This window comes from Roseovarius sp. BRH_c41 (genome assembly GCF_000961715.1).
Classification (GTDB): Bacteria; Pseudomonadota; Alphaproteobacteria; order Rhodobacterales; family Rhodobacteraceae; genus Roseovarius.
The window spans coordinates 81,069-106,149 of sequence record NZ_LADY01000037.1; the positions used below are offsets into that span (position 1 = coordinate 81,069).

The 25,081-nt window shown below is 61.2% G+C and carries 21 protein-coding genes and 4 pseudogenes; 14 read left to right on the forward strand and 11 right to left on the reverse strand.

Annotated elements, in window-relative coordinates:
• Positions 1-118: 118 nt before the first annotated feature.
• The 8 genes and pseudogenes from VR71_RS11690 to VR71_RS11725 all read left to right on the forward strand — a co-directional run.
• Positions 119-1,264, forward strand: a pseudogene (locus VR71_RS11690) (ISKra4 family transposase); the annotation flags it as partial.
• A 334-nt stretch (positions 1,265-1,598) separates the two neighbouring features.
• Complete coding sequence (gene dctP, locus VR71_RS11695; RefSeq protein WP_045684070.1) at positions 1,599-2,597, forward strand: TRAP transporter substrate-binding protein DctP; 999 nt, start codon at positions 1,599-1,601, stop codon at positions 2,595-2,597.
• Positions 2,598-2,666: 69 nt separating this feature from the next.
• Positions 2,667-3,188 (forward strand): TRAP transporter small permease, encoded by a 522-nt coding sequence (locus VR71_RS11700; protein ID WP_045684072.1) that lies wholly within the window; start codon positions 2,667-2,669, stop codon positions 3,186-3,188.
• A 6-nt stretch (positions 3,189-3,194) separates the two neighbouring features.
• On the forward strand, positions 3,195-4,493 hold the full coding sequence (locus VR71_RS11705; protein ID WP_045684075.1) for a TRAP transporter large permease: 1,299 nt from the start codon (positions 3,195-3,197) through the stop codon (positions 4,491-4,493).
• Between the two features lie 110 nt (positions 4,494-4,603).
• The gene (locus VR71_RS11710; protein WP_045684077.1) at positions 4,604-5,521 is read left to right on the forward strand and encodes a dihydrodipicolinate synthase family protein; all 918 of its coding nucleotides are present in this window, start codon (positions 4,604-4,606) and stop codon (positions 5,519-5,521) included.
• A 2-nt stretch (positions 5,522-5,523) separates the two neighbouring features.
• The gene (locus VR71_RS11715; RefSeq protein WP_045684079.1) at positions 5,524-7,032 is read left to right on the forward strand and encodes an aldehyde dehydrogenase; all 1,509 of its coding nucleotides are present in this window, start codon (positions 5,524-5,526) and stop codon (positions 7,030-7,032) included.
• Between the two features lie 91 nt (positions 7,033-7,123).
• Entirely contained in the window at positions 7,124-8,470 is a 1,347-nt protein-coding gene (locus tag VR71_RS11720; RefSeq protein WP_045684081.1) for an FAD-binding oxidoreductase, read from the forward strand.
• Between the two features lie 49 nt (positions 8,471-8,519).
• On the forward strand, positions 8,520-9,476 hold the full coding sequence (locus VR71_RS11725; protein ID WP_296430284.1) for a LysR family transcriptional regulator: 957 nt from the start codon (positions 8,520-8,522) through the stop codon (positions 9,474-9,476).
• A gap of 83 nt (positions 9,477-9,559) precedes the next feature.
• Here VR71_RS11725 and VR71_RS11730 read toward each other — a convergent pair whose 3' ends face one another.
• The 11 genes and pseudogenes from VR71_RS11730 to VR71_RS11775 form a co-directional block, all read right to left on the reverse strand.
• The gene (locus VR71_RS11730) at positions 9,560-9,763 is read right to left on the reverse strand and encodes a hypothetical protein (RefSeq protein ID WP_045684087.1); all 204 of its coding nucleotides are present in this window, start codon (positions 9,761-9,763) and stop codon (positions 9,560-9,562) included.
• Position 9,764: 1 nt separating this feature from the next.
• Positions 9,765-9,938 (reverse strand): annotated as a pseudogene (locus tag VR71_RS11735) (aconitase family protein); the annotation flags it as partial.
• A 216-nt stretch (positions 9,939-10,154) separates the two neighbouring features.
• Positions 10,155-10,265 (reverse strand): annotated as a pseudogene (locus VR71_RS24920) (IS30 family transposase); the annotation flags it as partial.
• A pseudogene (locus VR71_RS11740) lies at positions 10,258-12,641 on the reverse strand (biotin carboxylase N-terminal domain-containing protein); the annotation flags it as partial. The pseudogenes VR71_RS11740 and VR71_RS24920, both read right to left, overlap by 8 nt.
• A 156-nt stretch (positions 12,642-12,797) precedes the next feature.
• A complete protein-coding gene (locus tag VR71_RS11745) occupies positions 12,798-13,733 on the reverse strand; it encodes an FAD-binding protein (protein WP_045684091.1) in 936 nt (311 codons plus the stop codon).
• Positions 13,733-14,491, reverse strand: a complete 759-nt coding sequence (locus VR71_RS11750) for an electron transfer flavoprotein subunit beta/FixA family protein (RefSeq protein ID WP_045684093.1) — start codon at positions 14,489-14,491, stop codon at positions 13,733-13,735. Before VR71_RS11750 ends, VR71_RS11745 begins: the two co-directional genes overlap by 1 nt.
• 33 nt (positions 14,492-14,524) lie before the next feature.
• Positions 14,525-15,229, reverse strand: a complete 705-nt coding sequence (locus VR71_RS11755) for an alpha/beta fold hydrolase (RefSeq protein ID WP_045684095.1) — start codon at positions 15,227-15,229, stop codon at positions 14,525-14,527.
• Between the two features lie 5 nt (positions 15,230-15,234).
• On the reverse strand, positions 15,235-16,023 hold the full coding sequence (locus tag VR71_RS11760) for a CoA ester lyase (protein ID WP_045684097.1): 789 nt from the start codon (positions 16,021-16,023) through the stop codon (positions 15,235-15,237).
• Positions 16,017-16,859: a MaoC family dehydratase N-terminal domain-containing protein gene (locus tag VR71_RS11765; protein WP_045684099.1), complete on the reverse strand. Its 843-nt coding sequence runs from the start codon at positions 16,857-16,859 to the stop codon at positions 16,017-16,019. The genes VR71_RS11760 and VR71_RS11765 overlap by 7 nt, the downstream gene beginning before the upstream one ends.
• A gap of 2 nt (positions 16,860-16,861) precedes the next feature.
• Positions 16,862-17,956: a CaiB/BaiF CoA-transferase family protein gene (locus VR71_RS11770; RefSeq protein ID WP_045684101.1), complete on the reverse strand. Its 1,095-nt coding sequence runs from the start codon at positions 17,954-17,956 to the stop codon at positions 16,862-16,864.
• Positions 17,956-19,116, reverse strand: coding sequence for an acyl-CoA dehydrogenase family protein (locus VR71_RS11775; protein ID WP_045684103.1), 1,161 nt, complete (start codon positions 19,114-19,116; stop codon positions 17,956-17,958). Before VR71_RS11775 ends, VR71_RS11770 begins: the two co-directional genes overlap by 1 nt.
• A gap of 105 nt (positions 19,117-19,221) precedes the next feature.
• Between VR71_RS11775 and VR71_RS11780 the strand changes: the two genes are divergently transcribed.
• The 6 genes from VR71_RS11780 to VR71_RS11805 all read left to right on the forward strand — a co-directional run bounded on the left by VR71_RS11780 (position 19,222) and on the right by VR71_RS11805 (position 25,059).
• A complete protein-coding gene (locus tag VR71_RS11780; protein WP_296430286.1) occupies positions 19,222-20,151 on the forward strand; it encodes a LysR family transcriptional regulator in 930 nt (309 codons plus the stop codon).
• 77 nt (positions 20,152-20,228) lie between these two features.
• Complete coding sequence (locus VR71_RS11785; protein WP_045684105.1) at positions 20,229-21,176, forward strand: LysR substrate-binding domain-containing protein; 948 nt, start codon at positions 20,229-20,231, stop codon at positions 21,174-21,176.
• A gap of 88 nt (positions 21,177-21,264) precedes the next feature.
• Positions 21,265-21,798, forward strand: a complete 534-nt coding sequence (locus VR71_RS11790) for a thiamine pyrophosphate-binding protein (RefSeq protein ID WP_045684107.1) — start codon at positions 21,265-21,267, stop codon at positions 21,796-21,798.
• Entirely contained in the window at positions 21,786-22,382 is a 597-nt protein-coding gene (locus VR71_RS11795) for a thiamine pyrophosphate-dependent enzyme (RefSeq protein WP_045684109.1), read from the forward strand. Before VR71_RS11790 ends, VR71_RS11795 begins: the two co-directional genes overlap by 13 nt.
• A gap of 10 nt (positions 22,383-22,392) precedes the next feature.
• Positions 22,393-23,871 carry an aldehyde dehydrogenase gene (locus tag VR71_RS11800; protein ID WP_045684274.1) on the forward strand — a complete coding sequence of 493 codons (1,479 nt, stop codon included), beginning with the start codon at positions 22,393-22,395 and terminating at the stop codon, positions 23,869-23,871.
• A gap of 219 nt (positions 23,872-24,090) precedes the next feature.
• Positions 24,091-25,059 carry a TAXI family TRAP transporter solute-binding subunit gene (locus VR71_RS11805; protein WP_045684111.1) on the forward strand — a complete coding sequence of 323 codons (969 nt, stop codon included), beginning with the start codon at positions 24,091-24,093 and terminating at the stop codon, positions 25,057-25,059.
• Positions 25,060-25,081: the final 22 nt, after the last annotated feature.

Here is a 25,081-nt window from a genome sequence, read left to right on the forward strand (position 1 = left end):
CTGCTTCGAAGAGAGAGCGGGGGCAAGATCGTATTGCCGCCGCTGGCTCTCCAGATTGGTTATGACCTGAGACTGTGTCGATTGGTGCACATAAACGACTAGCTCGCGTTTCAGAAGTTGGACAGGGAGCTATCTTCCCGTCCATGATCGTCGAGAGCGCCGCATCGATACGCTCTTTGGGCGCGTCACGGTTGCGGTACCACGGGTCCGGATGTGCAGGTGCGGCTTGCCAGGACATCCGGAAATCAGGGCTGCGTACTCACCGCTGACCCGAGTGCTGCGAACCCGGGCGACACCCGAGCTGCAACGGCTGCAAGCGGAACTTGCAGCGCGGCATAGCTTTCGCGAGGCGGCGCGCCTTCTGAACATGCTGACACCTTGTCCGCGGCAAAACCACATGACAATCCGAAACCGCCTTGCTTCCGTGGCTGACCGTCTCGAGGACGGCTTGAATGAATTGGTTGCCAACACGAATGCGCATGGAAGCCGTGAGATTTCAGTATTTCTTGATAGTGCTTACATTCGTTCAAGACCCGAGTATCAAAGAAGAAACTCCGAGGCCGTCGTGGGTGCGATGGAGGACGGAGCAGGCACAAAACGCCGGTTTGGGCTGAGCCTGTCCGGCACTGATCATCCACTGGCGTGCATGCGAACGAACCAGGCAGCAGCCGGGTGGCGGGAGAGTGATCAAGTGAACGTTCTTTCAGATGGGGATCCCGCGCTGCCCCGTCTGGTGCGGAACGCCATTGGAGCTGGTGTAAATCACATTCTCAACTGGCGGCACATTTCAATCCGAATCAGGCACGTCGAAACCACCTGTCAAACCTTGTTGTCATGCCACGAAAGCTCTGAAGCCGACGAAGTTCTACCGTTTGTACATAACCTCCGTTGGCGTGTTTGCGACGGATAAACAGGTCGGGCGCTGGAGGCACTCGCGGCCTTGGTCAGGATTGGAATGCATAGTCGCAAGAGTTCAACCGGCGCCCGGCGCGATGCGGCATTTTCTGTAGTTTCTCGCGCCATGGAGTTGAGGACATACCTCGAATACAACCGGCCCGCCGTCGCCAACTATGCGAGGCTTAGGCAGCAAGGGCGAGCGGTATCGACATGCCGGGCCGAGGGCCTTGTGATTGACATTGCCAACACCCGCATGGGCAAAAAGCAGAGGATGCGCTGGTCTCCGCGCGGGGCTCACCGTGTGGCGACGGTGAGAGCCGCTGTCTTGGATGGTAGGCTTTCAGCCGGTCGACTTGAAGCGGCCTGAACCCCACGTTCTTTCCACTCCCCAGTGACACCGGGCGCGACATGAGCGCGAAGTACAAAGACTTCGCAGGGGGGCATCGCTGTCAACCTGCCAGAGTGCTGAGGGTGCCACGTTTCGACGACACCCGCCTGCTGCGCTCGTCCGGACCCCCGGCGCGGGCGCATTTTTTTGATTTTTAATCAATTGTTTGACCATTTCGCACCTGCGGCAAAAGGAATCCCTTTAACCAAGCCCCACGATATTCTCGTTTGAAGAATCGGGGTCTGAAACAGCATCAAAACCCATCCGAATTTCGCGGATTTCAAGTCACGAAACTGCCCTTGGGAGGACCCGCATGTACCACAAGACCCTCGTTTCCGTCGCCTCGCTCATGACCGCGCTGGCTGCGCCGCTATCCGCCGCCGACATGACCCTGGTGCTCACCAGCGAAGCCGGCGACCGCGACTCCGTGCTTGGCAAGGCCATGCAGGACTGGGCCTCAATGATCCAGCAGAACTCGAACGACCGCATCGAGGTCAACGTGTTCTACCAAGGCGAGCTTGGCGGCCAGCAGGAACTGTTCGACCAGCTCGTGCAGGGCAACGTCCACATGATGATCACCTGGCCGCAAACCTCCTACGACCAGCGAATTGGCGTGAACTATATCCCCTACCTCGTGCTCGACTGGGATGATGCCATCTCCTCCTTCGGCAAGGACGGCTGGGTGCGCGATGTGATCGAGCCGGTCTACCAGGACATCGGCCTGAAATACTTCGGCCCCTTCCCTGAGGGCTTCGGCGGCATCGCCACCAAGGGCCGCTACGCCACCAGCTTTGAGGACGCCCAGGGCCTGCGCGTCCGCTCGCAGCCGATCTTCCCGCTGCCTCAGACGGTGCAAGCCATGGGCTTCCAAGCGGTGCCGATCGACTGGGCCGAGGTCTACACCTCGATCCAGACCGGGGTCGTCGATGGCGACAGCTCCAACGTGATTTTCTGGGATTATGAGTACTTCCGCGACCAGCTCGACTACTTCGTGCAGTCCTCCCACAACTTCTCTTCCTACTCGCTACTGATGAACGGCGACACCTGGGAGCAGCTCTCGGACGAGGATCGCAAGATCATCGAGGACGCAGCCGTGGCGGTGATTGACAAGCAGTTCACCGAGGCCCGGGCCGAGGACGAGAAGTGGATCGCCGCCGCGCAGGAGGTCGGGATGGAATACATCGTCCCGACGCCCGAGCAGAAGGCCGCTTGGGTCGAGCGTGTCCGCGCCGAAGTCTGGCCGCAGGTCGAAGACGCCCTCGGCGCCGAGATCATGGACACTGTCCGCGCCAACGCCTCGGTTCCGAAGTAAGTCGAAAACATCGCCCGGCGGTCCCTTAGTACCGCCGGGTCTCGCGGTCCGGCAGTGGGGAGGAGACCAATGCTGAATGTCCTGAAAACGCTCGACCGGATCGTCGTGCGGATCGTCCACCCGATCCTCGTGGTCGTCGGCCTGATGGTCGCTGTCCTGCTGGTGGTGGGCATCGTCAGCCGCGCCTTCCTCGGCGCCCCGATCTTCGGGCTCGAGGAAATCATGCTGCTGGCGATCATGTGGTTCTACATGCTCGGTGCCTCGCTGGCCTCGCGTGACCGCTCGCACCTGACCGCCGATTTCGTCGGCGTCATGACCTCGAACCCCAGGGTCATCCGAGGCGCCGCGCTACTCTCCACGGCGATCTCGCTGGGCGTGGCGATGATGTTCGTCTGGTGGGCCTGGTCGCTGCTGTCTTTCGGCCTGTCGCGCGGGCAGTCCACCCCTGTCTTCGGCATCCCGTGGTGGGTCTCGCAGTCGAGCCTTTTCGTCGCCTCGATTCTCTTCGTTATCTACCTGACCCGTGACCTCGTTCTCGAGATCACCGGCAAGGCCATCAAGCCCGGCGATCCGTCGGCAGAAGTGGAGTAATCCGAGATGGGTGCCATCGTTGCAATCGTTGCCGTCGTCGTCCTCATGATGATCGGCGTACCCGTCGTCTTTGCCTTTGCGGGGATGACGCTGATCCTCTCCATCGCCTACGACGTCGATGTCTCGGCGCTGATGACCACAGGCTTCTGGTCGGTTAACTCGGTCGTACTCGTGGCCCTGCCGCTCTTCGTGATGACCGGCTACCTGATGCAATTGGGCGGTATCGCCCGCCGTCTGGTCGAGTTCGTCGAGGCCATGGTGGGCCGCTCGAAGACCGGCATGGGTACCTCGATGGTGGTGGCCTGTGGCATCTTCGGCGCAATCTCCGGAACAGCCTCCGCCGCCGTCGCCTCGATCGGCTCGATCATGATCGACCCAATGGAAAAGCACGGTTACACCCGCGGCTACACCAGCGCCCTCCTGGGCATCTCCTCGCTGCTAGGCCTGCTGATCCCGCCGTCAATCACCATGATCCTCTACGCGGTGGTCACCCGCCAGTCGGTCGCGGCCTGCTTCCTGGCCACCATCGGGCCGGGCATCCTGCTGATGATCTTCCTGTCGGTGCTCAACATCCTCCACGTCAACCGCAACCTCGGCGGCAACGATGAAAGGCCGTCTTTCCGCGAGCGCCTCGCCGATTCCCGCACCACCGGGTTGCGCGCGTTGCCAGCACTATTCCTGCCAGTGATCATCCTTGGCGGCATTTATGGCGGTATCTTCACGCCGACTGAGGCCGCTGCCGTAGCGGTCTGCTATGCGATCCCCGTCGGGCTTTTCGTCTATCGCGAACTGACGCTGAAAAAGATCGCGCAATCGATGATCGAGGCCGCCACCACCACCGGCCTGATCATGATCATCCTAGTCTTCTCCTTCGTGGCAAGCCGGATATTCACCTTCGAGCGGGTTCCCCAGGAACTGACCGACCTGCTGCTCGGCACCTTCTCCAGCCCGATCCTGATCCTGCTGATGGTCAACGTCTTTCTGATCCTGCTCGGCATGATCATGGATGACGTGAGCCTGATTGCGATCATCAGCCCGCTGATGGTGCCGGTCATGGCCGAGATCGGCGTCAGCCCGGTGCACTTTGCGGCGATCATCGGTACCAGCGTTGTGATCGGTGCCAACAGCCCGCCGATGGCACCCATCCTCTTCATGGCCTGCCGGGTTGGCAAGGTGGGCATGTCGGAAGTGATCACACCGGCGGTCTATTTCATGGTGTTCGCCGCATTCCCTGTCATGCTGGTCACAACCTACTGGCCACCGCTGGCCCTGTTCCTCCCGCGGCTCTTCGGGTTCGTCCAGTAGCCGCAAATTCCCGGTCCTGCTCCCGCCCGGCGCGACGCAGGACTGGCCTCAACTCCCGGCGGCCCAGCCGTCAACCGAAACCGCTTTCAACCGCAAGAAGGGGCAATACCATGTTGTTCAGGTTCACCCTCGAGGGGATCTACACACCAATCGTGACACCGTTCGATGACGGGGGCGATGTCGATTATGACGCGCTTGCAGATATCGTCGAGCATCTGGTCGAGAAAGGCGTCCACGGGCTGATCTCCGGCGGCTCGACCGCCGAGAACTACACCCAGACCGTCGAAGAGCGCCTCGAACTGGCCGCCTTCATCGGCAAGCAGCTCAAGGGGCGGCTACCGCTGATCGTCGGCACCGGCGCGATGCGCACCCCGGATTCGATTGCACTGGCAATGGGCGCCCGCGAGATCGGCGCCGACGCACTGCTGCTTGGTACGCCGCCCTATTCGGTGCCGACCGAGCACGAGAACGCGCTGAATGCACTGGCCATCGACCGTGCCGCCGACCTGCCGATCATCCTCTACAACTACCCCGGCCGGATGGGCGTGGAGATGGGCGAGGAATTCCTCAACCGGGTCTGCCGGTCGCGCAACTTCATCGGGATCAAGGAAAGCTCGGGCGACATCAACCGCGTGCACCTGCTTGCCCGCGACTACCCGCACATCCAGATGTCCTGCGGCATGGACGATCAGGCGCTCGAGTTCTTCGCCTGGGGTGCCCGCAGTTGGATCTGTGCTGGCTCCAACTTCCTGCCCGAGGAGCACGTGTTCCTTTACGAGACCTGCGCGGTGCAAGGCGATTTCGCCAAGGGCCGCCGAATCATGAGCGCCATGATGCCACTGATGCGGGTGCTCGAGCAGGGCGGCAAGTTCATCCAGTGCGTCAAGCATGGCACCGAATTCGCCGGGTTGCGGACCGGCCCGATGCGCCCACCGCTGCGCGGGCTGAACAAGGATGACAAGCGCGAGCTGGAACAGGTCATCCGAACCCTCAAGACCACCATTGCGGCCATCAAGGCGGAGAATTGATCATGACCGAGTTACTGACCCGCGAAGAATACGAGGCCATCGCCGCCTCCCTCAACCTTCCCGGCAATGCCTTCATCGACGGCAGCTTCCGGCCCGCGACCTCGGGCAACACCTTCGAGACCGTAAACCCGGCTACCGGCGTCAAGCTGGGCGACGTGGCGGCCTGCGCGGCGGAGGACGTGGATTTTGCCGTGTCAAAGGCCCGTGAGGCTTTCGAGGATGGCCGTTGGTCGCGCTTGCATCCCTCCGAGCGTAAGGACGTGCTAATCCGCTTCTGCAAGGTGTTGACCCGCAACGCCCATGAGCTGGCGGTGATGGAGAGCCTAGACAGTGGCAAGACGATCTACGACTGCGCCAATGTCGACGTGCCCGAGACCATCCATTGCATCAAGTGGCACGCCGAGCTGATCGACAAGATCTACGACCAGGTTGCCCCGGCTTCCGACAACCACATCGCCATGATCGTGCGCGAGCCTGTGGGAGTCGTGGGCCTCGTACTTCCGTGGAACTTTCCGCTGCTGATGATGGCCTGGAAGATCGGCCCGGCGCTGGCCGCCGGATGCTCGTTGGTTGTGAAGCCCGCCGCCGAAACCTCGCTCACGGCGCTGCGCCTGGCCGAGCTGGCGCACGAGGCCGGCGTGCCCGCGGGTGTGCTGAACGTGGTCACTGGCAGCGGTTCGGCCGTGGGCGAACCGCTCGGCCGTCACCCCGATGTGGACATGGTGTCCTTCACCGGCTCCACCGTCACAGGCCGTCGCTTCCTGCACTACTCCGCCGACAGCAACCTCAAGGAAGTGGTGTTGGAGATGGGCGGCAAGAACCCCTGCATCGTGATGGACGACGCCGAGTATCTCGACAGCGTGGCGGAACACGTCGTCAACGGCGCGTTCTGGAACATGGGCGAGAACTGCTCCGCCGCCTCCCGGCTGATCGTTCACGAGGCGATCAAGGACGACCTGCTCGCCCGTGTTCAGGCCGCCTCCCGCCAGTGGAACGTCGGCGATCCGCTCGATCCCTCCGTTCGCGTCGGCGCGCTGGTCTCAAAGGCCCATTTCGAAAAGGTCTGCGGCTATCTCAAGGAAGCCGACAAGGGCCAGATCCTGATGGGTGGCAAGGACAGCGGCGGTGCCTTCGTCGAGCCGACCATCGTCGATGTCGGCAGCAACGACGCAGTACTGGCGAAGGAGGAGATCTTCGGGCCCGTGCTATCGGTCATTACCGTCAGCAGCTTCGACGAGGCCATCGCCGTGGCGAACGACACCGAATACGGCCTCGCCGCCTCGATCTTCACCTCCAACGCCCGCCGCGCGATCCGGGGCGCGCGCGCGATCCGCGCCGGCACGGTGACGGTCAACAGCTTCGGCGAGGGCGACATCTCTACCCCTTTCGGCGGCTACAAGCAGTCTGGCTTCGGCGGGCGCGACAACTCCATCCACGCCCACGACCAGTACACCCAGCTGAAGACCATCTGGATCGACACCAGCGATCCGGCTGACGGCGAAGTCGCCTGACAACATGGGTGCGGCAGGGCATTATCCGGGCGGGCCGGGAGCGGTCAGTTTGTCCCCCGCTCCCCAAGATCAGTTAGCCATGGGTGCAAGAATGAAGAGCAGCTACACCGCCAAACGCCTGCCGAAACACGCCGGTCGTGCAGCCTGGAACGCTATTCTGGGCGAAAGCCCCGCCCTGCCCCAGCTCGACGGCAACAGCACTGCCGACGTGGTGATCGCCGGGGCGGGATTCGCCGGGCTCTCGGCGGCGCGCAGGCTGGTTCAACTCGATCCTCGGCGTCGCGTGCTGGTGCTCGAGGCGGGGCGGATCGGTGAGGCCGCGGCAGGGCGCAACTCGGGCTTCATGATCGATCTGCCGCACAACCTAACCTCTGAGGACTACGCCGGCGACAGCGCCGCGCAAGACCGCAGCCAGACAGCGCTGAATCGCCAGGCCATCGCCTTTGCCCGCGCGGCGGTCGAAGACTACGGGATCGACGCCAATTATTTCGATCCGGCTGGCAAGACCAACGGCGCCGCGTGCGAGGCAAGCCACGACCAGAACCTGAGCTACGCCGCACATCTCGCCACGCTGGGCGAGCCCTGCGAAATGCTTGATGCCCAGGGCATGGCCGAGCTGACCGGCAGCCGCTACTACCGCTCGGGCCTGTTCACCCCCGGCACGGTGATGTTGCAGCCTGCCGGATACGTGCGCGGACTCGCCGCCGGCCTCACGCGCAGCGTTCAAATCTGCGAGGAGAGCCCGGTCACCGCCTTCCACCGCGAAGGCGACGGCTGGCGCGTCTCCACGCCGGGTGGCGCTGTCTCCGCCGGCAAGCTGATCTTGGCCAACAACGGCCACCTCGAAAGCTTCGGCTTTGCCCGCAACCGGTTGATGCATGTCTTCCTCTTCGCGAGCATGACCGAAGAGCTCGGCCCCGATGCTCTGCGTCGCCTCGGCGGCACGCCCCGCTGGGGCATCACCCCAGCCGATCCGATGGGCACCACCATGCGCCGTATCGACAACGGCCAGGGCGGCAACCGGATCGTCACCCGCACCTGCGCCGAGTTTCGCCCCGGCATGGAAACCACCGAAGGCCAGATGCGCCGCGCCACCCGGATCATGCGCCAGAAGTTCGACGCGCGGTTTCCGCAGCTTTCCGACGTGAAGATGGAGCATGTCTGGTCAGGGCATCTCTGCCTGTCGCGCAATAACGTGTCGGTCACCGGCGAGATCGAGCGCAACGTGTTTGCCGCCTGTTGCCAAAACGGTCTGGGCACGGCGCGCGGCACGCTGACGGGCATCTGCGCCGCCGAAACCGCCAGCGGGGTCACATCCGAGATTACCGATTTCTTCGCCGCTGAAGGCGCCCCGTCCCGTCTGCCGCCACCGCCACTCTCCACGATTGGTGCCAAGGTTGCGCTGCGCTGGAAGGAGTGGCAGGCTCGCCGCGAGTAGCGCGCTTGAGTAGCCCGCCAATGATTGCTAACGTTATGGCATGGCGAACATGCGGCGATACCTTCCTTCCCTGGGCTCCTTCGCCACCTTCGAGGTGGCGGCGAAGCACCTAAGCTTCACCCTTGCCGCCAACGAGCTGAACGTGACGCCGGCCGCCATCAGCCAGCAGATCAGGGGTCTCGAAAAGGCTCTCGGGGTGGCCCTCTTCAAGCGGCTGCACAACGCTTTGGAGCTCACCGGCGATGGCCAGCGCATCCTGTCCGCCGTGGTCGCCGGGCTCGACGGGCTCTGCGATGCGATTGCCGAAGTCAGGCAGCAGGACAGCGTGGAGACCATCACCGTCAGCGGCACTACGGCCAGCATGGCGCTTTGGCTCACGCCCTTCGTGGAGCGGTTCCAGGCGGCGCATCCAGATGTCAGTTTCGTCCTACTCGCCTCCGACGAAAACGACCGCCTGCGCAACTTCGACGACGTGGACGTGTCGATCATCTGCGGCAACGAGCGCTGCGAGGTGGGCGAAACGCTTTACTACATGTTCGCCGAGGTGACGGAGCCGATGTGCAGTGCTGGGTTCCTGGAGCGGTTCGGTCCGATCACCGCGCCGGAAGACCTGCACCGCGTCGAGTTGCTTGACCTGCACCCGATGCACTGGCACTCGGAGGCGATCGGGTGGTTCCCGCTGTCATGGGGCGACTGGTTCCGCGCGCAAGGATGCCCGCCACCGAGCCGGCCCTACAGCATCGCAAGCAACAACTACCCGTTGCTGGTGGATGCGGCGATTGCCGGGCGGGGCGCGGTGCTGGGATGGCATCACCTAATGCGCGACCACGTCTCCACCGGCCGGCTGCAACCGATCTTCGATGCCCCGCTGCAGATCGACCGCGGCTACTATGCCAAGGTCAACGCGATCTCCGCCGACCGGCCCTACGTTCGCGAGTTCCTCGAGATGATCCTGGCCGAGAGCGAGGCCATGCCTCGAATCGAGAGGCTGCGGTCATCAGGTTGACCAACTCGTGCCCGGCGTTGGTGCTCACGTCCGGGACGGAATCAGCCGGGCGTTGGCTACGAAATGCGCCGCTTCGAAGGCTCTTATTTGATCGGCGTTCTCCAGCGTTTAGCCGGACGGCGTAGAGCCCCCGCATCAGCGCGTCCTTCTGCACTGCCCCGATCCGGAAGCCCTGCCCGGTCGATCCCATTCATGAACTGCTTCGGCATGATCATGATCATGTCGGTACCGACCTTGGGCGCGATGAGGGCAACGGCGGGTCCGGTGACGCGCAGGAACTCGGTCATGTCAGGAGGCCCTTCCGAGGCTGAGGCTGTCGACGAGTCGCCCACTGACCGCCGCGGCGGCGACCATGGCGGGGCTCATCAAGTGGGTGCGGGCGCCCGGCTCCTGTCGGCCCTCGAATTTGCGGTTGGTGCTAGAGGCGCAGCGGTCGCCTGGGCCGAGGATGTCGTCGTTCAGCAGTGCCGCCGCAACGGCGGTCACTGTCTCAGGTCTTCTCACGCAATCTCTCCTCTCAGGCGCAGCATCGCGGCGGACACTTTCGCCGCATGGGCCATGGGTTCTCGGCAAGGAAAATGCCGTCGTGGCGATTGACCGCCTCGGGTCCGGGATTGTAGCCGACGAGCGCCAAGCGGCTGTGAACTCACGCTGAAGCGCAATTTCTGCTTTGTTCTTTTAGCTCAGCCAGTTCTGGATTTCCATCAGGTTGGCTTCGAAGACTTCCTCGGGTGTGTTGTAACGGAAACATTTGCGCGGTGTTGAATTGAGGCGCTGGCAAATCGACCTCGGACCGGGTCAGATTCTGGCTGACTATCATCAGGGCCATGTCGCCAACAACCTTGGACGAGGGGGTCACTTTGACGATGCCGCCGAACATCATGTTCACGTCGGCATAGGCCTGTGCGACCTCGTGCCAGCGTTCCTCAAGCCTCATGGAACGGGCCTGTGCCTTGAGGTTGGTGAACTGGCCGCCGGGCATTTCGTGCAGGTACACTTCGGTAGCGGGGGCTTCCAGACCGGCCTCGAACGCGGCGTGCTGGTGGCGCACGGCCTCCCAGTAGTTCGAGATCTCGCGCCCCGCGCCGACGTCGATAACGGTGTCGCGATCGGTGTGCTTAGTCGCCTCGACGATCGAGCCAAGGCAGGGCTGCGAGGTGCCGCCCGAGAAAGCGTCCATTGCCGCGTCAACCACGTCAACGCCTGCATCCGCTGCCGCCAGAACGGTGTCAGCCGACACGCCGCTGGTGTCATGGGTGTGGAAGTGGATCAGCAGGCCGACCTCTTCTTTCAGGGCCTTGATCAGCACGCGGGCCTGCGCCGGTTTCAACAGACCGGCCATGTATTTCAGACCCAGAAGATGCGCACCGGCGTCGCGCAGGTCTTTGCCCATGGCGACATAGTATTTCAGGTTGTATTTGGAACGTTCAGGATCGAACAGATCGCCGGTATAGCAGATCGTGCCTTCGCAGATCTTGTTCGTGTCAATCACCGCGGCCATGGCAACGCGCATGTTTTCCACCCAGTTCAGGCTGTCGAAGAAGCGGAACACATCGACGCCGCTGGTGGCGGCCTGTTTGACAAAGGCCTGCACCACGTTGTCGGGATAGTTGGTATAGCCAACCCCATTCGAGGCACGCAGCAGCATCTGCGTCCGCAGGTTCGGCAACTTCTCGCGGATGTCGCGCAGGCGCTACCACAGGTATTCCTGCGAGAAGCGATAGGCCAGATCGAACGTCGCGCCGCCCCAACATTCGACCGAGAACAACTGCGGCAGGTTGGCAGCATAGGCGGGGGCGACCTTGATCATGTCGATCTACCGCATCTGCGTTGCCAGCAGGGACTGGTGGCCATCACGCATGCTGGTGTCCGCGATATAGGTCAGGATTTTGGTTGTGCGGTCGCGGCGGGCCTTGAAGTTGAACAGGTCTGGCGTCGTGTCGATGAACTTGGTGCTATATTCATTCGACAGGAAGGTCGGTTGCTTCAGCAGGTTGATCACAAAGTCGATGTTCGTGGACACGCCGCGAATACGGAGCTCGCGCAGGGTACGGTCCATGCGGTGGATTGCTTTTTCCGGTGTCGGCGCCCATGCGGTGACCTTGGTCAGCAGGCTGTAGTAATAGCGCGTGATGTGGCCATAATCAGGGATGAAGTTGTTGGTTGGATCCTCGGTCGTCACACGGGTTTGCAGGGCGTGGCCACGCAGCGTGCTGTCGGCCTGGCTAGATGCGCCGGTGGCGTCGGCCAGGGTCTTTCCTTCGGCGATTAGGATCTGGTCCTGAACGATGTCGATGCCGGTCACTTCCTCGGTCACGGTGTGTTCCACCTGAACGCGGGGGGTTATCTCGATGAATTAGAACTTGCCGGTTTCCATTCCATCAGGAACTCGACAGTGCCCGCGCATTCATAGTTCACGTGCTGGCAGATCTTTTTGCCAAGCTCGCAAATCTCGGCGCACTATTCCTCGGACAGATAGGGCGCGGGGGCGCGTTCGACGACCTTCTGGTTGCGGCGCTGGACCGAGCAGTCGCGCTCGAACAGGTGATGGATCTGACCGTGGCTGTCGCCGAGGATCTGCACCTCGACGTCGCGGGCGCGGGTGATCATCTTTTCCAGATAGCCCTCGCCGTTGCCAAATGCGGCCTCGGCCTCACGCCGGCCTTCCAGAACCTTTTCTTTAAGCTCTTCGGGGCCGTTGATCGGACGCATGCCGCGACCGCCGCCGCCCCAGCTGGCTTTCAGCATCAAGGGATAGCCGATTTCGGCGGCTTTCCCGGTGACGGCGTCGAAATCGTCGCCCAGAACTTCGGTGGCGGGAATGACCGGCACGCCAGCCTCAATCGCGATGCGGCGGGCGGAGGCCTTGTCGCCAAGCGCGCACATGGTTTCGGTTTTGGGACCGATAAACCTGATGCCGTTGGCGGTGCAGGCGTCGACGAAGTCGGAGTTTTCGGACAAAAGGCCATAGCTAGGATGGATCGCATCGGCGACGCATTCCCTCGCCACCCGAATGATCTCCGGAATAGAGTGATAGGCAGCAACCGGACCAAGCCCTTCACCGATACGATAGGCTTCGTCCGCCTTAAAACGATCAAGTGAAAGCTTGTCTTCTTCGGCATAGATCGCGACTGTGCGCTTCCCCATCTCGTTAGCCGCGCGCATTACGCGGATTGCGATCTCGCCACGGTTGGCAATCAGGATTCTGTCGAACAAAATAGTTTTCCTTTGGAGGAGGCGTCCGGGCAATGTTGCCCGGACGCGGGAAGCAGGGGAGAATGATGCTTCCCACAGCCGCAAAGCTCTGATGCAGCACGGTTGTTATGGGACCCGAATCTTCTCCGTAAGCTCCGGAACAGCGTCGAACAGGTCTGCGACGAGGCCGTAGTCTGCGACTTGGAAGATGGGGGCCTCTTCGTCTATGTTGATGGCGACGATGATATTGCTGTCTTTCATGCCTGCAAGGTGCTGGATCGCGCCCGAGATGCCGACGGCAACATATAGTTCGGGGGCGACGACCTTGCCGGTTTGACCGACCTGCCAGTCGTTCGGGGCATAGCCGCTGTCGACGGCAGCGCGCGAGGCACCGACCGCTGCGCCCAGTTTATCGGCCAGCTTTTCGATCAGCGCAAAGTCTGCTTCCGAGCCGACGCCACGACCGCCCGACACGACGATACTGGCCGAGGTCAGTTCGGGGCGATCACTGGTCGCGACCTTGTCTTCGACCCATTCGGACAGGCCCGGCACCGCAGCGACCGAAACGGTTTCTACAGCGACCGAATCACCCTCACGCGCCGCGTCAAACGTCGAGGTACGGAAGGTGATGACCTTGGTCGCATCGTCCGATTTCACGGTCTGGGTGGCGTTACCGGCATAGATCGGACGTTCGAACGTGTCGGCGTCAACAACACCGGTCACATCCGACAAGATCATCACATCCAGCAGGGCCGCAACGCGGGGCAGGATGTTTTTCGCATCTGTCGTCGCGGGCGCCACGATGTGGGTGTAGTCTCCGGCCAGCGACACGATCAGATTGGCCGTCGGCTCGGCCAGACGATGGCCCAGCGACGCGTCCTCGGCGACCAGAACTTTGGCCACACCGTTGACCTTGGCGGCAGCCGCACCCGCAGCAGAGGCCGACGCCCCCGCGCACAGAACGGTCACATCGCCGATTGCCTTGGCGGCGGTTACAGCCTTGGCGGTGGCGTCCAGCGCTAGCTCGCCATCGGTTACTTCGGCAAGAAGAAGTACAGACATTACACGGCCCCCGCTTCTTTGAGTTTCGCCACTAGCTCGTCCACGGAACCAACAATTTCGCCGGCTTCGCGGACGGCGGGTTCCGATGTTTTCACAACAGTCAGGCGCGGCGTAACATGGACGCCGTAATCGGCGGGTGTCTTTTCGTCCAATGGCTTTCTTTTAGCCTTCATGATGTTCGGGAGCGACGCATAGCGCGGCTCATTCAAGCGCAGATCGGCGGTGATGATCGCGGGCAGTTGCACCTTGATCGTCTGCAGACCGCCATCAACTTCACGGGTCACAACGGCGGCGTCGCCCTCAACTTTGACCTCGGAGGCGAAGGTCGCTTGGGACCAGCCCAGCAGCGCCGACAGCATCTGGCCAGTGGCGTTCATGTCGTTGTCGATGGCTTGTTTTCCGGCCAGAACGATCTGGGGCTGTTCTTCATCAACAACGGCTTTCAGGATATTGGCGACGGCCAGCGGCTCGATATCCGTGTGCACGTCATCGGCTGCGGTCACAAGGATCGCGCGGTCCGCGCCCATAGCCAGAGCCGTGCGCAGCGTTTCCTGCGCTTGCTTGACGCCGATCGACACGACGACAACCTCGCTGGCTACGCCAGCTTCCTTCAGACAGATGGCTTCTTCGACCGCGATCTCGTCGAACGGGTTCATCGACATCTTAACGTTGGCAAGATCGACACCCGTCTCGTCCGCCTTAACGCGAACCTTGACGTTGTAATCGATCACCCGCTTCACGGGCACTAATATCTTCATCGGTGGTCCTCATTCGAGTTGGGGAGAGAGTCTTCAATCGCTCTTGCGCGCAAGTAGCGCACGCAGCGCTCGCGACACGGCGCCGGGCCGTTCTATCGGAGTGAGGTGGGCGCTTCCCGGCACGATGACGAGCAGCGAGTTTGGAATGGCGATGGCCATGTCACGGTGGATGGCCGGCGGTGTCCAAGCGTCATGTTCTCCGCACAGGACCAAGGTAGGGCAAGTAATATCGCCGAGAGAAGCGCGGCTGTCAGGACGCGCGATCAGGCTCTGGCGGACGAACACATCGGGGCCGAGGCGCTCCGTCATGGCGCGCACGCGGTCCGCTATCGCAGCGTTCTTCAGATTTTCCGGCGCGAGATAGCAGCGCAGCAGCCGTTCGCCGAACCCGTGGAACTTGCCATCGGACCTTGCGGTTTCGACCAGCCTGTCGCGCTCGGCGGCACGGTCGGGATCATCCGGCAGCATCGTCGTATCGAGCAGTGCGAGGTGGCTCACCCGTTCGGGCGCACGCCGCATGATCTCGAGCGCGACGATCCCGCCCAATGAAAAGCCCGCAAGCGCAAATCTGTCCTCGGCGCGGGCGAGGACATCTTCGGCCAGAGCCTCCAGTGTCGTACCTTGTGTAATATCGGCCACTTCGGGCCGTGCCAAGTCACCAAGATCGGCCACCTGATCGCGCCACAGATCGGTGTCGTTCAAAAGACCCGGAAGGAGTATGAGCTGCGGAAGCGTCACGACCCCTACTCCGGTACGGCGGCGAGGATCGCGCGCGCACGGATGCGCACAGGCTCGTCGACCATGGCACCGTCCACAGCGACCGCACCGTCCCCCGAAGCAAGGACGCGTTTGGCCCAGGAAATCTCGTCTTCGGACGGGGCGAAAGCGCGTTTGACCTCGGCGATCTGTTTGGGGTGGATGCAGAGCTTGCCGGTCATACCGAGATCACGGGCATGGCCCGCGTCGTCACGGGTGACCGCGGGATCGTCGAGCTGGACCGTGACCCCGTCGATCGGAGCGGCGATACCGCCCAAGCGGGAAGCAAGCACCAGTTCGCTGCGCGCGGGCAACAGGATGTCGCGCAGATGCGCACATCCTAGATCGGCGCAGAAATCGACCGAGCCGAACGCCAGACGCGCTACCCCGTCAACCGCTGCGATCGCGCGCGCATTGGCAAGGCCGAGCGCGCTCTCGATCAGCGCGATGACCGGCAGCCCCGGCAGGGCGGCAACAACCTGCGCCACCGTTTCGGCGGTTTCGGATTTCGGCAGAATGACAGCGGCAAATCCCTTGCCAGAGACTGCGGCAAGGTCTGCCGCGTGCCACGGCGTGCCGATTGCGTTGATGCGCACGATCACCGGCAAATCGGTGAACTCCGCATTTAGCGCGGCGCGGGCCGTATCCTTATCTGCGGCGGCGACGGCATCTTCGAGATCGAGGATCACCGCATCCGCGCCGCGGGCTGCGGCCTTGACGAAACGCTCGGGCTTGGAAGCGGGCACGAAAAGCGGCGTTGCGATAGAGCTTACCATTGTGCCGTCGCCTCCATTGCAACGGGGCCGCCGGTGCGGGCGGTCCAGAGTTTGAGCGCATCGCCCTCCTCCGCCGCGTTCACCGTGAAATCGGCGTTGTCAAAGATCGGCGAGAGCGAACGGAACGCAAAGGTCTTCGGTGCCTGCCCACGCAGATCTGCTGCGTACTGACAGAGCATGGTAGCCTGCATCGGGCCGTGCACCACGAGACCGGGATACCCTTCGACAGCGATGCAGAACGGCTTGTCGTAGTGGATGCGGTGGCCGTTGAAGGTCAGCGCGGAATAGCGGAAAAGCAGTGTCGGGTGCGGTTCCACGACCCGCGTATGCTCTCCGACCGCCGCAGGCGTGGGCTCGGCCTTGGGCTTACCTTGCGAAGCGGCGGGGATGTCGCGATACACGATGTCCTGACGTTCACTCAGCGCGGCGCGGCCATTGGCGGAGACCTCGTGTTGGACCGTGACAAAGCACAATGCGCCCGAGCGGCCTTCTTTCAGCTGGACATCGGTGATCGTCGAATGGCGCGTAACCTCTTCGCCGATGCGTATCCCGCTGTGAAAGGTAAAGGCGCCACCGGCCCACATCCGTCGCGGCAGAGGCACCGGCGGCAAAAAGCCGCCAAGAGCGGGGTGACCGTCGCGACCGAGTTCAGACATGGGCGCGGTCGGCTGAGCAAGACACAGGTGGATCAAGAGCGGCGCCTCGTCCCCCTGCTCGGTGCCGGAGGTCCGATCAAAGGTGGCGTTGAACTGCCGCACCAGCATGGTCGAGAGAACTTCGCTGTCTTTTTGCTCGCGCCCGATCCAGCCTTGCAGCTTGGCGATATCGATTTGCATCGTCAATTCTCCAGAGGTTTCAAGGCGGGCACGGCGCCGTAGCTGCGCACTTCGCCGACGAAACGCGCGGCAGGCGCGGGAAAGCTGACAGGTCCGTTCGGGCTGTCGACGGTGATACGACGCAGGTGCGGATGCTCGGACAGACCGGCCATGTCGTTGACCGATGCCAAGGCGATACCTGTGGCCGACAGTCTTTCGAGCGCTGCGGCGGAGTCCATCTTGCCGAAGGCTGCCGCGACGACCGCATCCGTTTCTGCGCGGTTGTTGACGCGGGCGACATTGGTGGCAAACCTCGGGTCGTTGGCCAAAGCCTCGTCCCCGATGAAATCGCGGCAGAGCATCCGCCATTCGCGGTCGCTCTGGATCGCGATCAGGATCGCGGGGCCGGACTTGGGCTGGAACGCGCCGTAGGGCGCGATCGACGGGTGCGCCAGACCGATGCGTTTCGGGCTCTTGCCGCCTTCGTGGTTCAGGAGCGGGACGGTCAGCCAGTCCGCCATGACGTCAAACATCGACACCGAAATGTCGGCGCCCTGCCCCGTGACACCACGACGGATCAGCGCTTCGAGAATGGCCGCGTATGCCGTCGCGCCTGTCGCGATGTCGACGATGGAAATGCCGACACGAGCCGGTTCGGACGGTCCACCAGTCAGCGAGCAAAGGCCGCTTTCGGCTTGGATCAGGAGGTCATAGGCCTTGCGGTCCGCCATCGGGCCATGATCGCCGTAGCCGGAAATAGAACAGGTGACCAAACGCGGATAATCGCGGTGCAACCGTTCGGTTCCAAACCCGAGTTTCGCCAGAGACCCCGGTTTCAGGTTCTGGATCAGGACGTCTGCGTCGGCGAGAAGGTCTTCGAGCGCCTCCTTTCCCTTGTCCGAGCCGAGATCCAGCGTTACCGCGTCCTTGCCACGATTGAGCCAGACAAAATAGCTCGATTGCCCTTTGGCTACATCGTCGTATCCGCGGGCAAAGTCGCCTTCGGGGCGCTCGATCTTGAACACCTTGGCCCCTGCGTCCGCAAACTTGGACGTTGCGAATGGAGCGGCGACTGCCTGCTCGATGGCAACGACCGTAATTCCTTCGAGCGGCAGCATCAGAACGACCTCGGCATGCCGAGGATATGCTCGGCGACGTAGGACAGAATCAGGTTCGTGGAGATCGGCGCGACCTGATAGAGACGCGTTTCACGGAATTTGCGCTCGACGTCGTATTCGTTGGCGAAACCGAACCCGCCGTGGAACTGAATACAGGCGTTGGCCGCTTCCCAGCTTGCCTTAGCGGCAAGATACTTGGCCATATTCGCCTCGGCCCCGCAGGGTTGGCCTGCATCGTAGAGTGCGCAGGCCTTGTAGCGCATCAGGTTGGCGGCCTCGACCTCGATAAAGGCCTCGGCTATGGGAAATTGCACGCCTTGGTTCATCCCAATTGGGCGCCCGAAGACATGACGTTCACTTACGTAAGCGGTGACTTTATCGGTAAACCAATAGCCGTCACCGATACATTCCGCCGCGATCAGCGCGCGCTCGGCGTTCAGCCCAGTCAGGATGTATTTGAAACCCTTGCCTTCCTCTCCGATGAGGTTTTCTTCGGGGATTTCAAGGTTGTCAAAGAACAGCTCATTAGTTTCGTGGTTGACCATGTTCGGGATCGGCTGGACCGTCATGCCCGATTTCATGGCCTCTTTAATATCGACGAGAAAGACCGACAGGCCTTCGGATTTCTTCTTCACCTCGGCAAGAGGTGTCGTACGCGCCAGAAGGATCATGTAATCCGAGTGTTGCACCCGGCTGATCCAGACCTTTTGGCCGTTTATGACATAGCGGCCGTCCTTCTTGACGGCGGTGGTCTTGATCTTGGTGGTGTCGGTGCCGGTTGTGGGTTCGGTCACGCCCATAGACTGAAGCCGCAGCTCTCCAGAGGCAATCTTGGGCAGGTACTTCTGGCGTTGCTCCTCCGATCCATGCCGTACCAGCGTGTTCATATTGTACATCTGCCCGTGACAGGCGCCAGAGTTTCCACCCGCTCGGTTGATCTCTTCCATGATGATGCTGGCCTCAATCAGACCAAGGCCCGACCCGCCGTATTCAACAGGGATCAGTGCGGCCATCCAGCCTTCCTGCGTCAGCGCATCGACGAAGGCTTCGGGGTAAGCCTTTTCCTCGTCCACTTTGCGATGATATTCAGCGGGGAACTGGGTGCACAGGGCTTTTACGCCGTCGCGGATGTCCTGGTAGTCGTCGGTCAAAAAATTCATGGCTGGATTCCCGTGATTAGTTTGCGACGTGATAGTGGTAAACACTGGCATTAGACAAATATATGTTTACTATCTCTCCCATACGCTAGCGGTATGGGGTGGGACATGCTGGACGCACGGCAGCTGAGATATTTTTTGGAGATTGCGAAACAGGGATCGATTACCGCTGCCTCGCAGACCTTGGGGGTGGCGCAACCGGCGCTTTCGCAACAGCTGCGAAAACTTGAGGATCAGTTAGGAACGCCACTGATGCTGCGGCAACGCAGTGGTGTGGTACCGACCGAGGCCGGGCTGTTGCTGGCCGAGCGCGCCCGCCGCATCCTGGATGAGATGTCTCGCACGATCGATGACATCAGCACATTGGGTTCCAATCCCTCAGGCGTCGTGCGTATTGGCTTGCCAGGTACGATCAGCTCCATGGTATCGCTTCCGTTGATCGCCGCCGCACACAAGCTTTACCCTCGGATAACAATCAACATTGCTGAAGCGATGAGCGGTTTTATCGCCGCTTGGATGGCTGAAGATCGGGTCGACTTGGCCATTCTCTATCGCGATATCGGGTTCCCGGGGTTTCAGTCTGATCTTTTGCTGGAGGAAGACCTTGTGATACTTTCGAACCCAGACAGCGACATGGCCGCGCGCTTGCCTCTGGCAGCGATGGCGGGGCAGTCTATGGTCCTGCCCAGTAAGGGACATGGATTGCGGGACTTAATCGACGAAAAGTTCCAGTCAGTCGGTGTCACCGCAGGGGTAGCGATCGAAATCGATTCCTACGCCAATATCAAAAGCCTGGTGGCGAATGGGTTCGGTCCGTCAATCCTGCCCGCCCATGCGGTGCGGGCAGAACGGGACGCTGGCACGCTGTCGGTCAGTCAGATCGAAGGAGATGACTTACGTCGACGGGTCTATTTGATCTTGCCAACCGGGCGTCCTGTAACACGGGCGCAGATGGTCGTAGCGGATTTGTTGCGACATGTCGTAACCGACCTGATTGAAGCCGAGACCTGGGCAGGGGCTCGACTTTTGTCTGGCTAGAGCGCGGCGTCCCAGAAAAGAAGATGGTTACTACTAGATTGCCAATCTGCTATCGTCGCTTAAGAGGGAGATAGCAAATGGATATAACTCAGCTCCGTACACTTGTTCATGTAGCCGAGTTGGGCTCACTCAGCAGGGCGGCTGAGCGTCTCAATACAGTCCAGCCTGCACTTAGTCGTCAGATCCGGCTGCTTGAGGAAGAACTGCAAGTCCGCCTGTTTGCACGGCATGGGCGGGGCATGAGCGTTACACCGATCGGACAAGAGATTGTTGCGGCTGCTGCACGCATCATGGGTGAAGCTGAAACGATCAGAACCATTGCGGCAGATGATGGTTTGACATTTCGTGGTCAGATCCGGATCGGCCTGACTCCAACTATGAGTGAGTTCATGATTCCAGAGCTCACCAAGCGGATCAGGGCTGACCATCCCAAGCTGGAGATCCAGTTCAAAACGGCGTTCAGCTCATACCTTGTGGACTGGCTTCAGAAAGGAGAGCTTGATCTTGTGGCAGGATATAATCCTCCGCCGTCTCCAGCGCTGAGGGTCGAGCCCGTTGTCATTGAAGACCTCTTTTTGGTCGGTCGACCTGGATATGGCCTAGATATGAATACACCCGTTCGGTTTGCGGATTTATCTGGCGAGAGCTTTGTACTTCCGGCACGCGGACATGCCCTAAGAGAAATTGTTGATGACTGCGCGCGACTGGCTGGTGTGCGCATCGAAGCCTCTATTATGGCCGATTCCATGCGTGCGATGCTTGACCTCGTGAAAGTGGGGTTCGGTGTGACCTTCTTGCCTTTGGCCCCGATTTACGAGGAAATGTTAAAGGGACGTCTTGAGGTGGCTCCTCTGTTGGACCCGAAGCCGCATAGGCGCGTGGTCATGTGCTTCCCGACAGACCGCCCGGTCCAACCTGCGACCCGATATGCTGGGGTGCTATTCCGCACTATTTCAGCCGAACTGGTGGCCTCGAACAAATGGGGTGGGAAAATGCTGGAGCCAGATCAGCCTCAAGGTATCTAATTCTGCGATATCTAAAAGAGACTAGTATTATTTTCTTTACTAGGAAAGAGAGCTTAACCTGGCCAAGTCAAAACTTGGGAGGTGCACAATGGCACTTGATCAGCGATCAAGCCCGGACTGGCAGCAGAACGTTTTCGATGTTCTGAAGCGCCACGACGTTCAACATATCGTTTACGTTCCGGATGCGGGCCATTCGGTCGCCATCCGTATGGCAGAAGCCGATAATTCCATCGAATCCGTGGTTCTGACCACAGAAGAGGAAGGTATCGGGTATCTTGCAGGCGCATGGCTTGGCGGTCAGCGCGGCGCGCTTCTGCTGCAGTCTTCGGGCGTGGGCAACTGCATTAACACCTTGGCTCTGCAGGCCTGCGCGCGTTTTCCGCTGTTGATGGTCGTGACGATGCGCGGCGAATGGGCAGAGTTCAATGGCTGGCAAAACCCCATGGGGCAGGCCACCGAAGGTACGCTGCGCCAGATGGGCGTGATGACCTGGAAGGCTGACCACCCCGAAGATGTGGAGCCCCTGCTGCACGGGGCCGCCACCATGGCTTTCAACGGCGATAGCGCGACTGCACTGCTTCTCAGCCAGCGTCTGATCGGAGAAAAAGAATGGATCAAGTGATCAAGGGCGGCACGCTGCCGCGACGCGAAGTTGTTGCTGGCCTGCTCGAAAACCGTGACCGCATGCTGGTCGTCACCGGCCTGGGTTCAGCTTCCTATGACGTGATGGCCGCCGGCGATCATGACAATAACTATTACCTCTGGGCGGCCATGGGGTCGGCGGTGACCGTGGGTTTTGGTCTGGCCATGGCGCAGCCTGAACGCCCCGTTGTAGTCATCACCGGTGATGGTGAACTGATGATGGGTCTTGGTGCCTTGGCCTCGGTTGCGCTGAAAAAACCTGCGAACCTGACGATTGCCGTTCTGGACAACGGTCATTTTGGCGAAACAGGTATGCAGGAAAGCCATGCCGGACGCGGGATCGCGATCGATCAGATCGCGGCTTCCATGGGGTTCCCGCATACACAGTGCATCACGGATGAGGCTGATTTGCCAGACTTCCGCGATTCGCTGGAAACCTGCGGCGGACTGCGTCTGGCGGTCCTCAAGATCAAGCCGGGCAACGAGCCCCGAGTTCTGCCGTCGCGCGATGGCGTGCACATCAAGAACCGCTTCCGTGGCGCCTTGGGCTTTCAGCCGATTTGATCCCATGACCATGCAACAGTTCCTAAATATCGTGAACGGCGAAACCCTGGCCAATGGCTCGGGTCGCTGGATCGACAGCGAAGACCCTTTTACCGGGAAGGTCTGGTCGCAGATCCCCCAGGGGACCACACAGGACGCAGAGGCCGCCATAGCGGCGGCCTTTGACGCAGGCAGCAGCGGCCCCTGGGCCTCGATGACCCCTACTGTACGTGGCAAGCTGCTGCACCGACTGGCCGATCTAATCGAGCGCGACGCCGAGAAGTTGGCGACGCTTGAGGTCCGCGACAACGGCAAACTGCGCGCCGAGATGTTGGGGCAGGTGCGGTACCTGCCCGAGTACTATCGCTATTTCGGCGGTCTGGCCGACAAGATCGAAGGTGGTGTGCTGCCTTCGGATAAACCTGACATGTTCACCTACACCCGCCACGAACCGCTTGGCGTGGTGGTCTGCATCACCCCGTGGAATTCGCCCCTTCTGCTGCTGACCTGGAAACTGGCTGCGCTGCTGGCGGCTGGGAACACGGCCGTGATCAAACCGTCCGAATTCACCTCGGCCTCGACCCTAGCCTTTGTTGCCCTGTTCAAGGAGGCTGGCTTCCCCAATGGTGTCGTCAACACCGTAACGGGTTATGGCCACGAAATCGGCGCCGCGCTAACCGAACATCCCAAGGTGGCCAAGGTGGCCTTTACTGGCGGTGACGCGACCGGCAAGGCCGTATACCAGGCAGCGGCGAAGGGCATGAAGCACGTCTCGCTCGAACTGGGTGGCAAGTCGCCCAACATCATCTTCGACGATGCCAACCTGGACGATGCGGTCAAAGGGGCGATCTCGGGGATCTTCGCGGCCTCGGGGCAGAGCTGTATCGCCGGATCACGTCTATTGGTGCAGCGGTCGATTTACAAAGAAGTCGCGCAGCGCGTGACCGAATTTGCCGCCACCGCGCAGCTTGGCAATCCGATGGATGAGGCTACGCAAGTCGGGCCGATCACCACCCGTCCGCAGCGACAGAAGGTACTCGAATATATCGCAGTGGCCAAGGACGAGGGCGCAACCTGTCTGCTGGGCGGCAAGGTGCCCGACCGGGCTGATCTGGCCGATGGCTGGTTTGTCGAACCCACGATCTTTGGCGATGTGACCAATGCGATGCGGATCGCGCAGGAAGAGGTCTTTGGTCCCGTCCTGTCGATCATCCCCTTCGAGGACGAAGAGGACGCGATCCGGATCGCTAACGACACGATCTACGGTCTGGCTGCGGGCATCTGGACCGGATCGATCCGCCGAGCGTTCAAGATGTCGAATGCGCTCAGGGCCGGTACGGTCTGGGTGAACACCTATCGTGCCGTCAGCTTCATGGCGCCCTTCGGCGGCTACAAGCAAAGCGGGCTTGGGCGCGAGAATGGACAGGACGCGATCTATGAGTTCCTGCAAACCAAATGCGTCTGGATCAACCTGGCTGAGGGGGTCCCGAATCCCTTTGTCCTGCGCTGAAGCTGTAGCAAGCGGGCAAGAGAATCCTTTTGGACACGGCGGTCTTGGGATCGCGTCTGATCCCCGGTCCGCAGGCTTCGCTTTTTAATTCCGAAAGGGAATGTAGCTCTAAAATTTCATTCCCTTTTTTCATTCCTCGAATGGGTCAGAATACGACCTGAAACTCGGGGGTTCGGTCAACTCACTTCCAGTAAAATCTCCAACAGAAGGACAATATCAATGAACTACATCAAGACGGTTGCTGTTTCGACGGCCCTTGCCACCACGCTCTCTGCTGGTGCAGGCCATGCAGATGAATTCATCACCATCGGCACCGGAGGCGTAACCGGTGCCTATTACCCGGCCGGCGGCGCGATCTGCCGTCTGGTAAACCAGACCCGCAAGGAACATGGCATCCGCTGTTCCGTGGAATCTACCGGCGGCTCGATCTACAACATCAACACCATCCGCGAAGGCGAACTGCAGTTCGGAATCGCCCAGTCCGACTGGCAGTACCACGCCTTCAACGGCAGCGACCAGTTCCAGGAAGCGGGCGCCTTCGAAGGTTTGCGCGCCGTGCTAGCCCTCCACCCCGAAGCGTTTACGGTTGTCGCCCGCGCCGATGCCGGCGTGACTAACTTTGACGATTTGGAAGGCAAGCGTGTGAACCTTGGCCCGCTTGGGTCCGGCACCCGTGCCAACATGGACACGCTGATGGCCGAAAAGGGCTGGACGACCGACAGCTTCGCCTTGGCGACAGAACTGAAGGTTACCGAGCAATCCGCCGCGCTCTGCGACAACCAGATTGACGCCTTTGTCATGACCACCGGCCACCCTGCCGGGTCGCTGTCCGAAGCCACGACCACCTGCGAGGCCGTTATGGTCGAAGTGGCGGGCGACGCCGTCGACGCCCTTGTTGCCGAAAACAGCTATTACCGGACCGCAACGATCCCCGGAGGCATGTATGCCGGCACCCATGCCGACACCGCGACCTTCGGTGTTGGCGCGACGCTGGTGACCTCGGCTAATGTGTCGGACGAGGCCGTCTATGTTCTGGTCAAGGCGATCTTCGACAACATCGAGGAATTCCGCGGCTTCCATCCGGCCTTCGCGACGCTGAAAGAAGACGAGATGATCAGCGCGGGCCTGTCCGCGCCGCTGCACCCCGGTGCTGAGAAGTACTACCGCGAGCGGGGCTGGTTGGAGTAATCCGCCACGTTGCAGGCACGGG

Bases quoted from the DNA above. Each gene is read 5' to 3' on its own strand.
- VR71_RS11770 (WP_045684101.1), bottom strand. From the start codon at position 17,956: ATGCTGCCGCTCGAAGGAATTACGGTCGTTGCCATCGAGCAGGCAGTC.
- VR71_RS11775 (WP_045684103.1), bottom strand. From the start codon at position 19,116: ATGAATTTTTTGACCGACGACTACCAGGACATCCGCGACGGCGTAAAA.
- VR71_RS11800 (WP_045684274.1), top strand. From the start codon at position 22,393: ATGCAACAGTTCCTAAATATCGTGAACGGCGAAACCCTGGCCAATGGC.
- VR71_RS11780 (WP_296430286.1), top strand. From the start codon at position 19,222: ATGCTGGACGCACGGCAGCTGAGATATTTTTTGGAGATTGCGAAACAG.
- VR71_RS11795 (WP_045684109.1), top strand. From the start codon at position 21,786: ATGGATCAAGTGATCAAGGGCGGCACGCTGCCGCGACGCGAAGTTGTT.
- VR71_RS11710 (WP_045684077.1), top strand. From the start codon at position 4,604: ATGTTGTTCAGGTTCACCCTCGAGGGGATCTACACACCAATCGTGACA.
- VR71_RS11760 (WP_045684097.1), bottom strand. From the start codon at position 16,023: ATGGTAAGCTCTATCGCAACGCCGCTTTTCGTGCCCGCTTCCAAGCCC.
- VR71_RS11725 (WP_296430284.1), top strand. From the start codon at position 8,520: ATGCGGCGATACCTTCCTTCCCTGGGCTCCTTCGCCACCTTCGAGGTG.
- VR71_RS11750 (WP_045684093.1), bottom strand. From the start codon at position 14,491: ATGAAGATATTAGTGCCCGTGAAGCGGGTGATCGATTACAACGTCAAG.
- dctP (WP_045684070.1), top strand. From the start codon at position 1,599: ATGTACCACAAGACCCTCGTTTCCGTCGCCTCGCTCATGACCGCGCTG.
- VR71_RS11745 (WP_045684091.1), bottom strand. From the start codon at position 13,733: ATGTCTGTACTTCTTCTTGCCGAAGTAACCGATGGCGAGCTAGCGCTG.
- VR71_RS11790 (WP_045684107.1), top strand. From the start codon at position 21,265: ATGGCACTTGATCAGCGATCAAGCCCGGACTGGCAGCAGAACGTTTTC.
- VR71_RS11720 (WP_045684081.1), top strand. From the start codon at position 7,124: ATGAAGAGCAGCTACACCGCCAAACGCCTGCCGAAACACGCCGGTCGT.
- VR71_RS11705 (WP_045684075.1), top strand. From the start codon at position 3,195: ATGGGTGCCATCGTTGCAATCGTTGCCGTCGTCGTCCTCATGATGATC.
- VR71_RS11805 (WP_045684111.1), top strand. From the start codon at position 24,091: ATGAACTACATCAAGACGGTTGCTGTTTCGACGGCCCTTGCCACCACG.
- VR71_RS11730 (WP_045684087.1), bottom strand. From the start codon at position 9,763: ATGACCGAGTTCCTGCGCGTCACCGGACCCGCCGTTGCCCTCATCGCG.
- VR71_RS11715 (WP_045684079.1), top strand. From the start codon at position 5,524: ATGACCGAGTTACTGACCCGCGAAGAATACGAGGCCATCGCCGCCTCC.
- VR71_RS11700 (WP_045684072.1), top strand. From the start codon at position 2,667: ATGCTGAATGTCCTGAAAACGCTCGACCGGATCGTCGTGCGGATCGTC.
- VR71_RS11765 (WP_045684099.1), bottom strand. From the start codon at position 16,859: ATGCAAATCGATATCGCCAAGCTGCAAGGCTGGATCGGGCGCGAGCAA.
- VR71_RS11785 (WP_045684105.1), top strand. From the start codon at position 20,229: ATGGATATAACTCAGCTCCGTACACTTGTTCATGTAGCCGAGTTGGGC.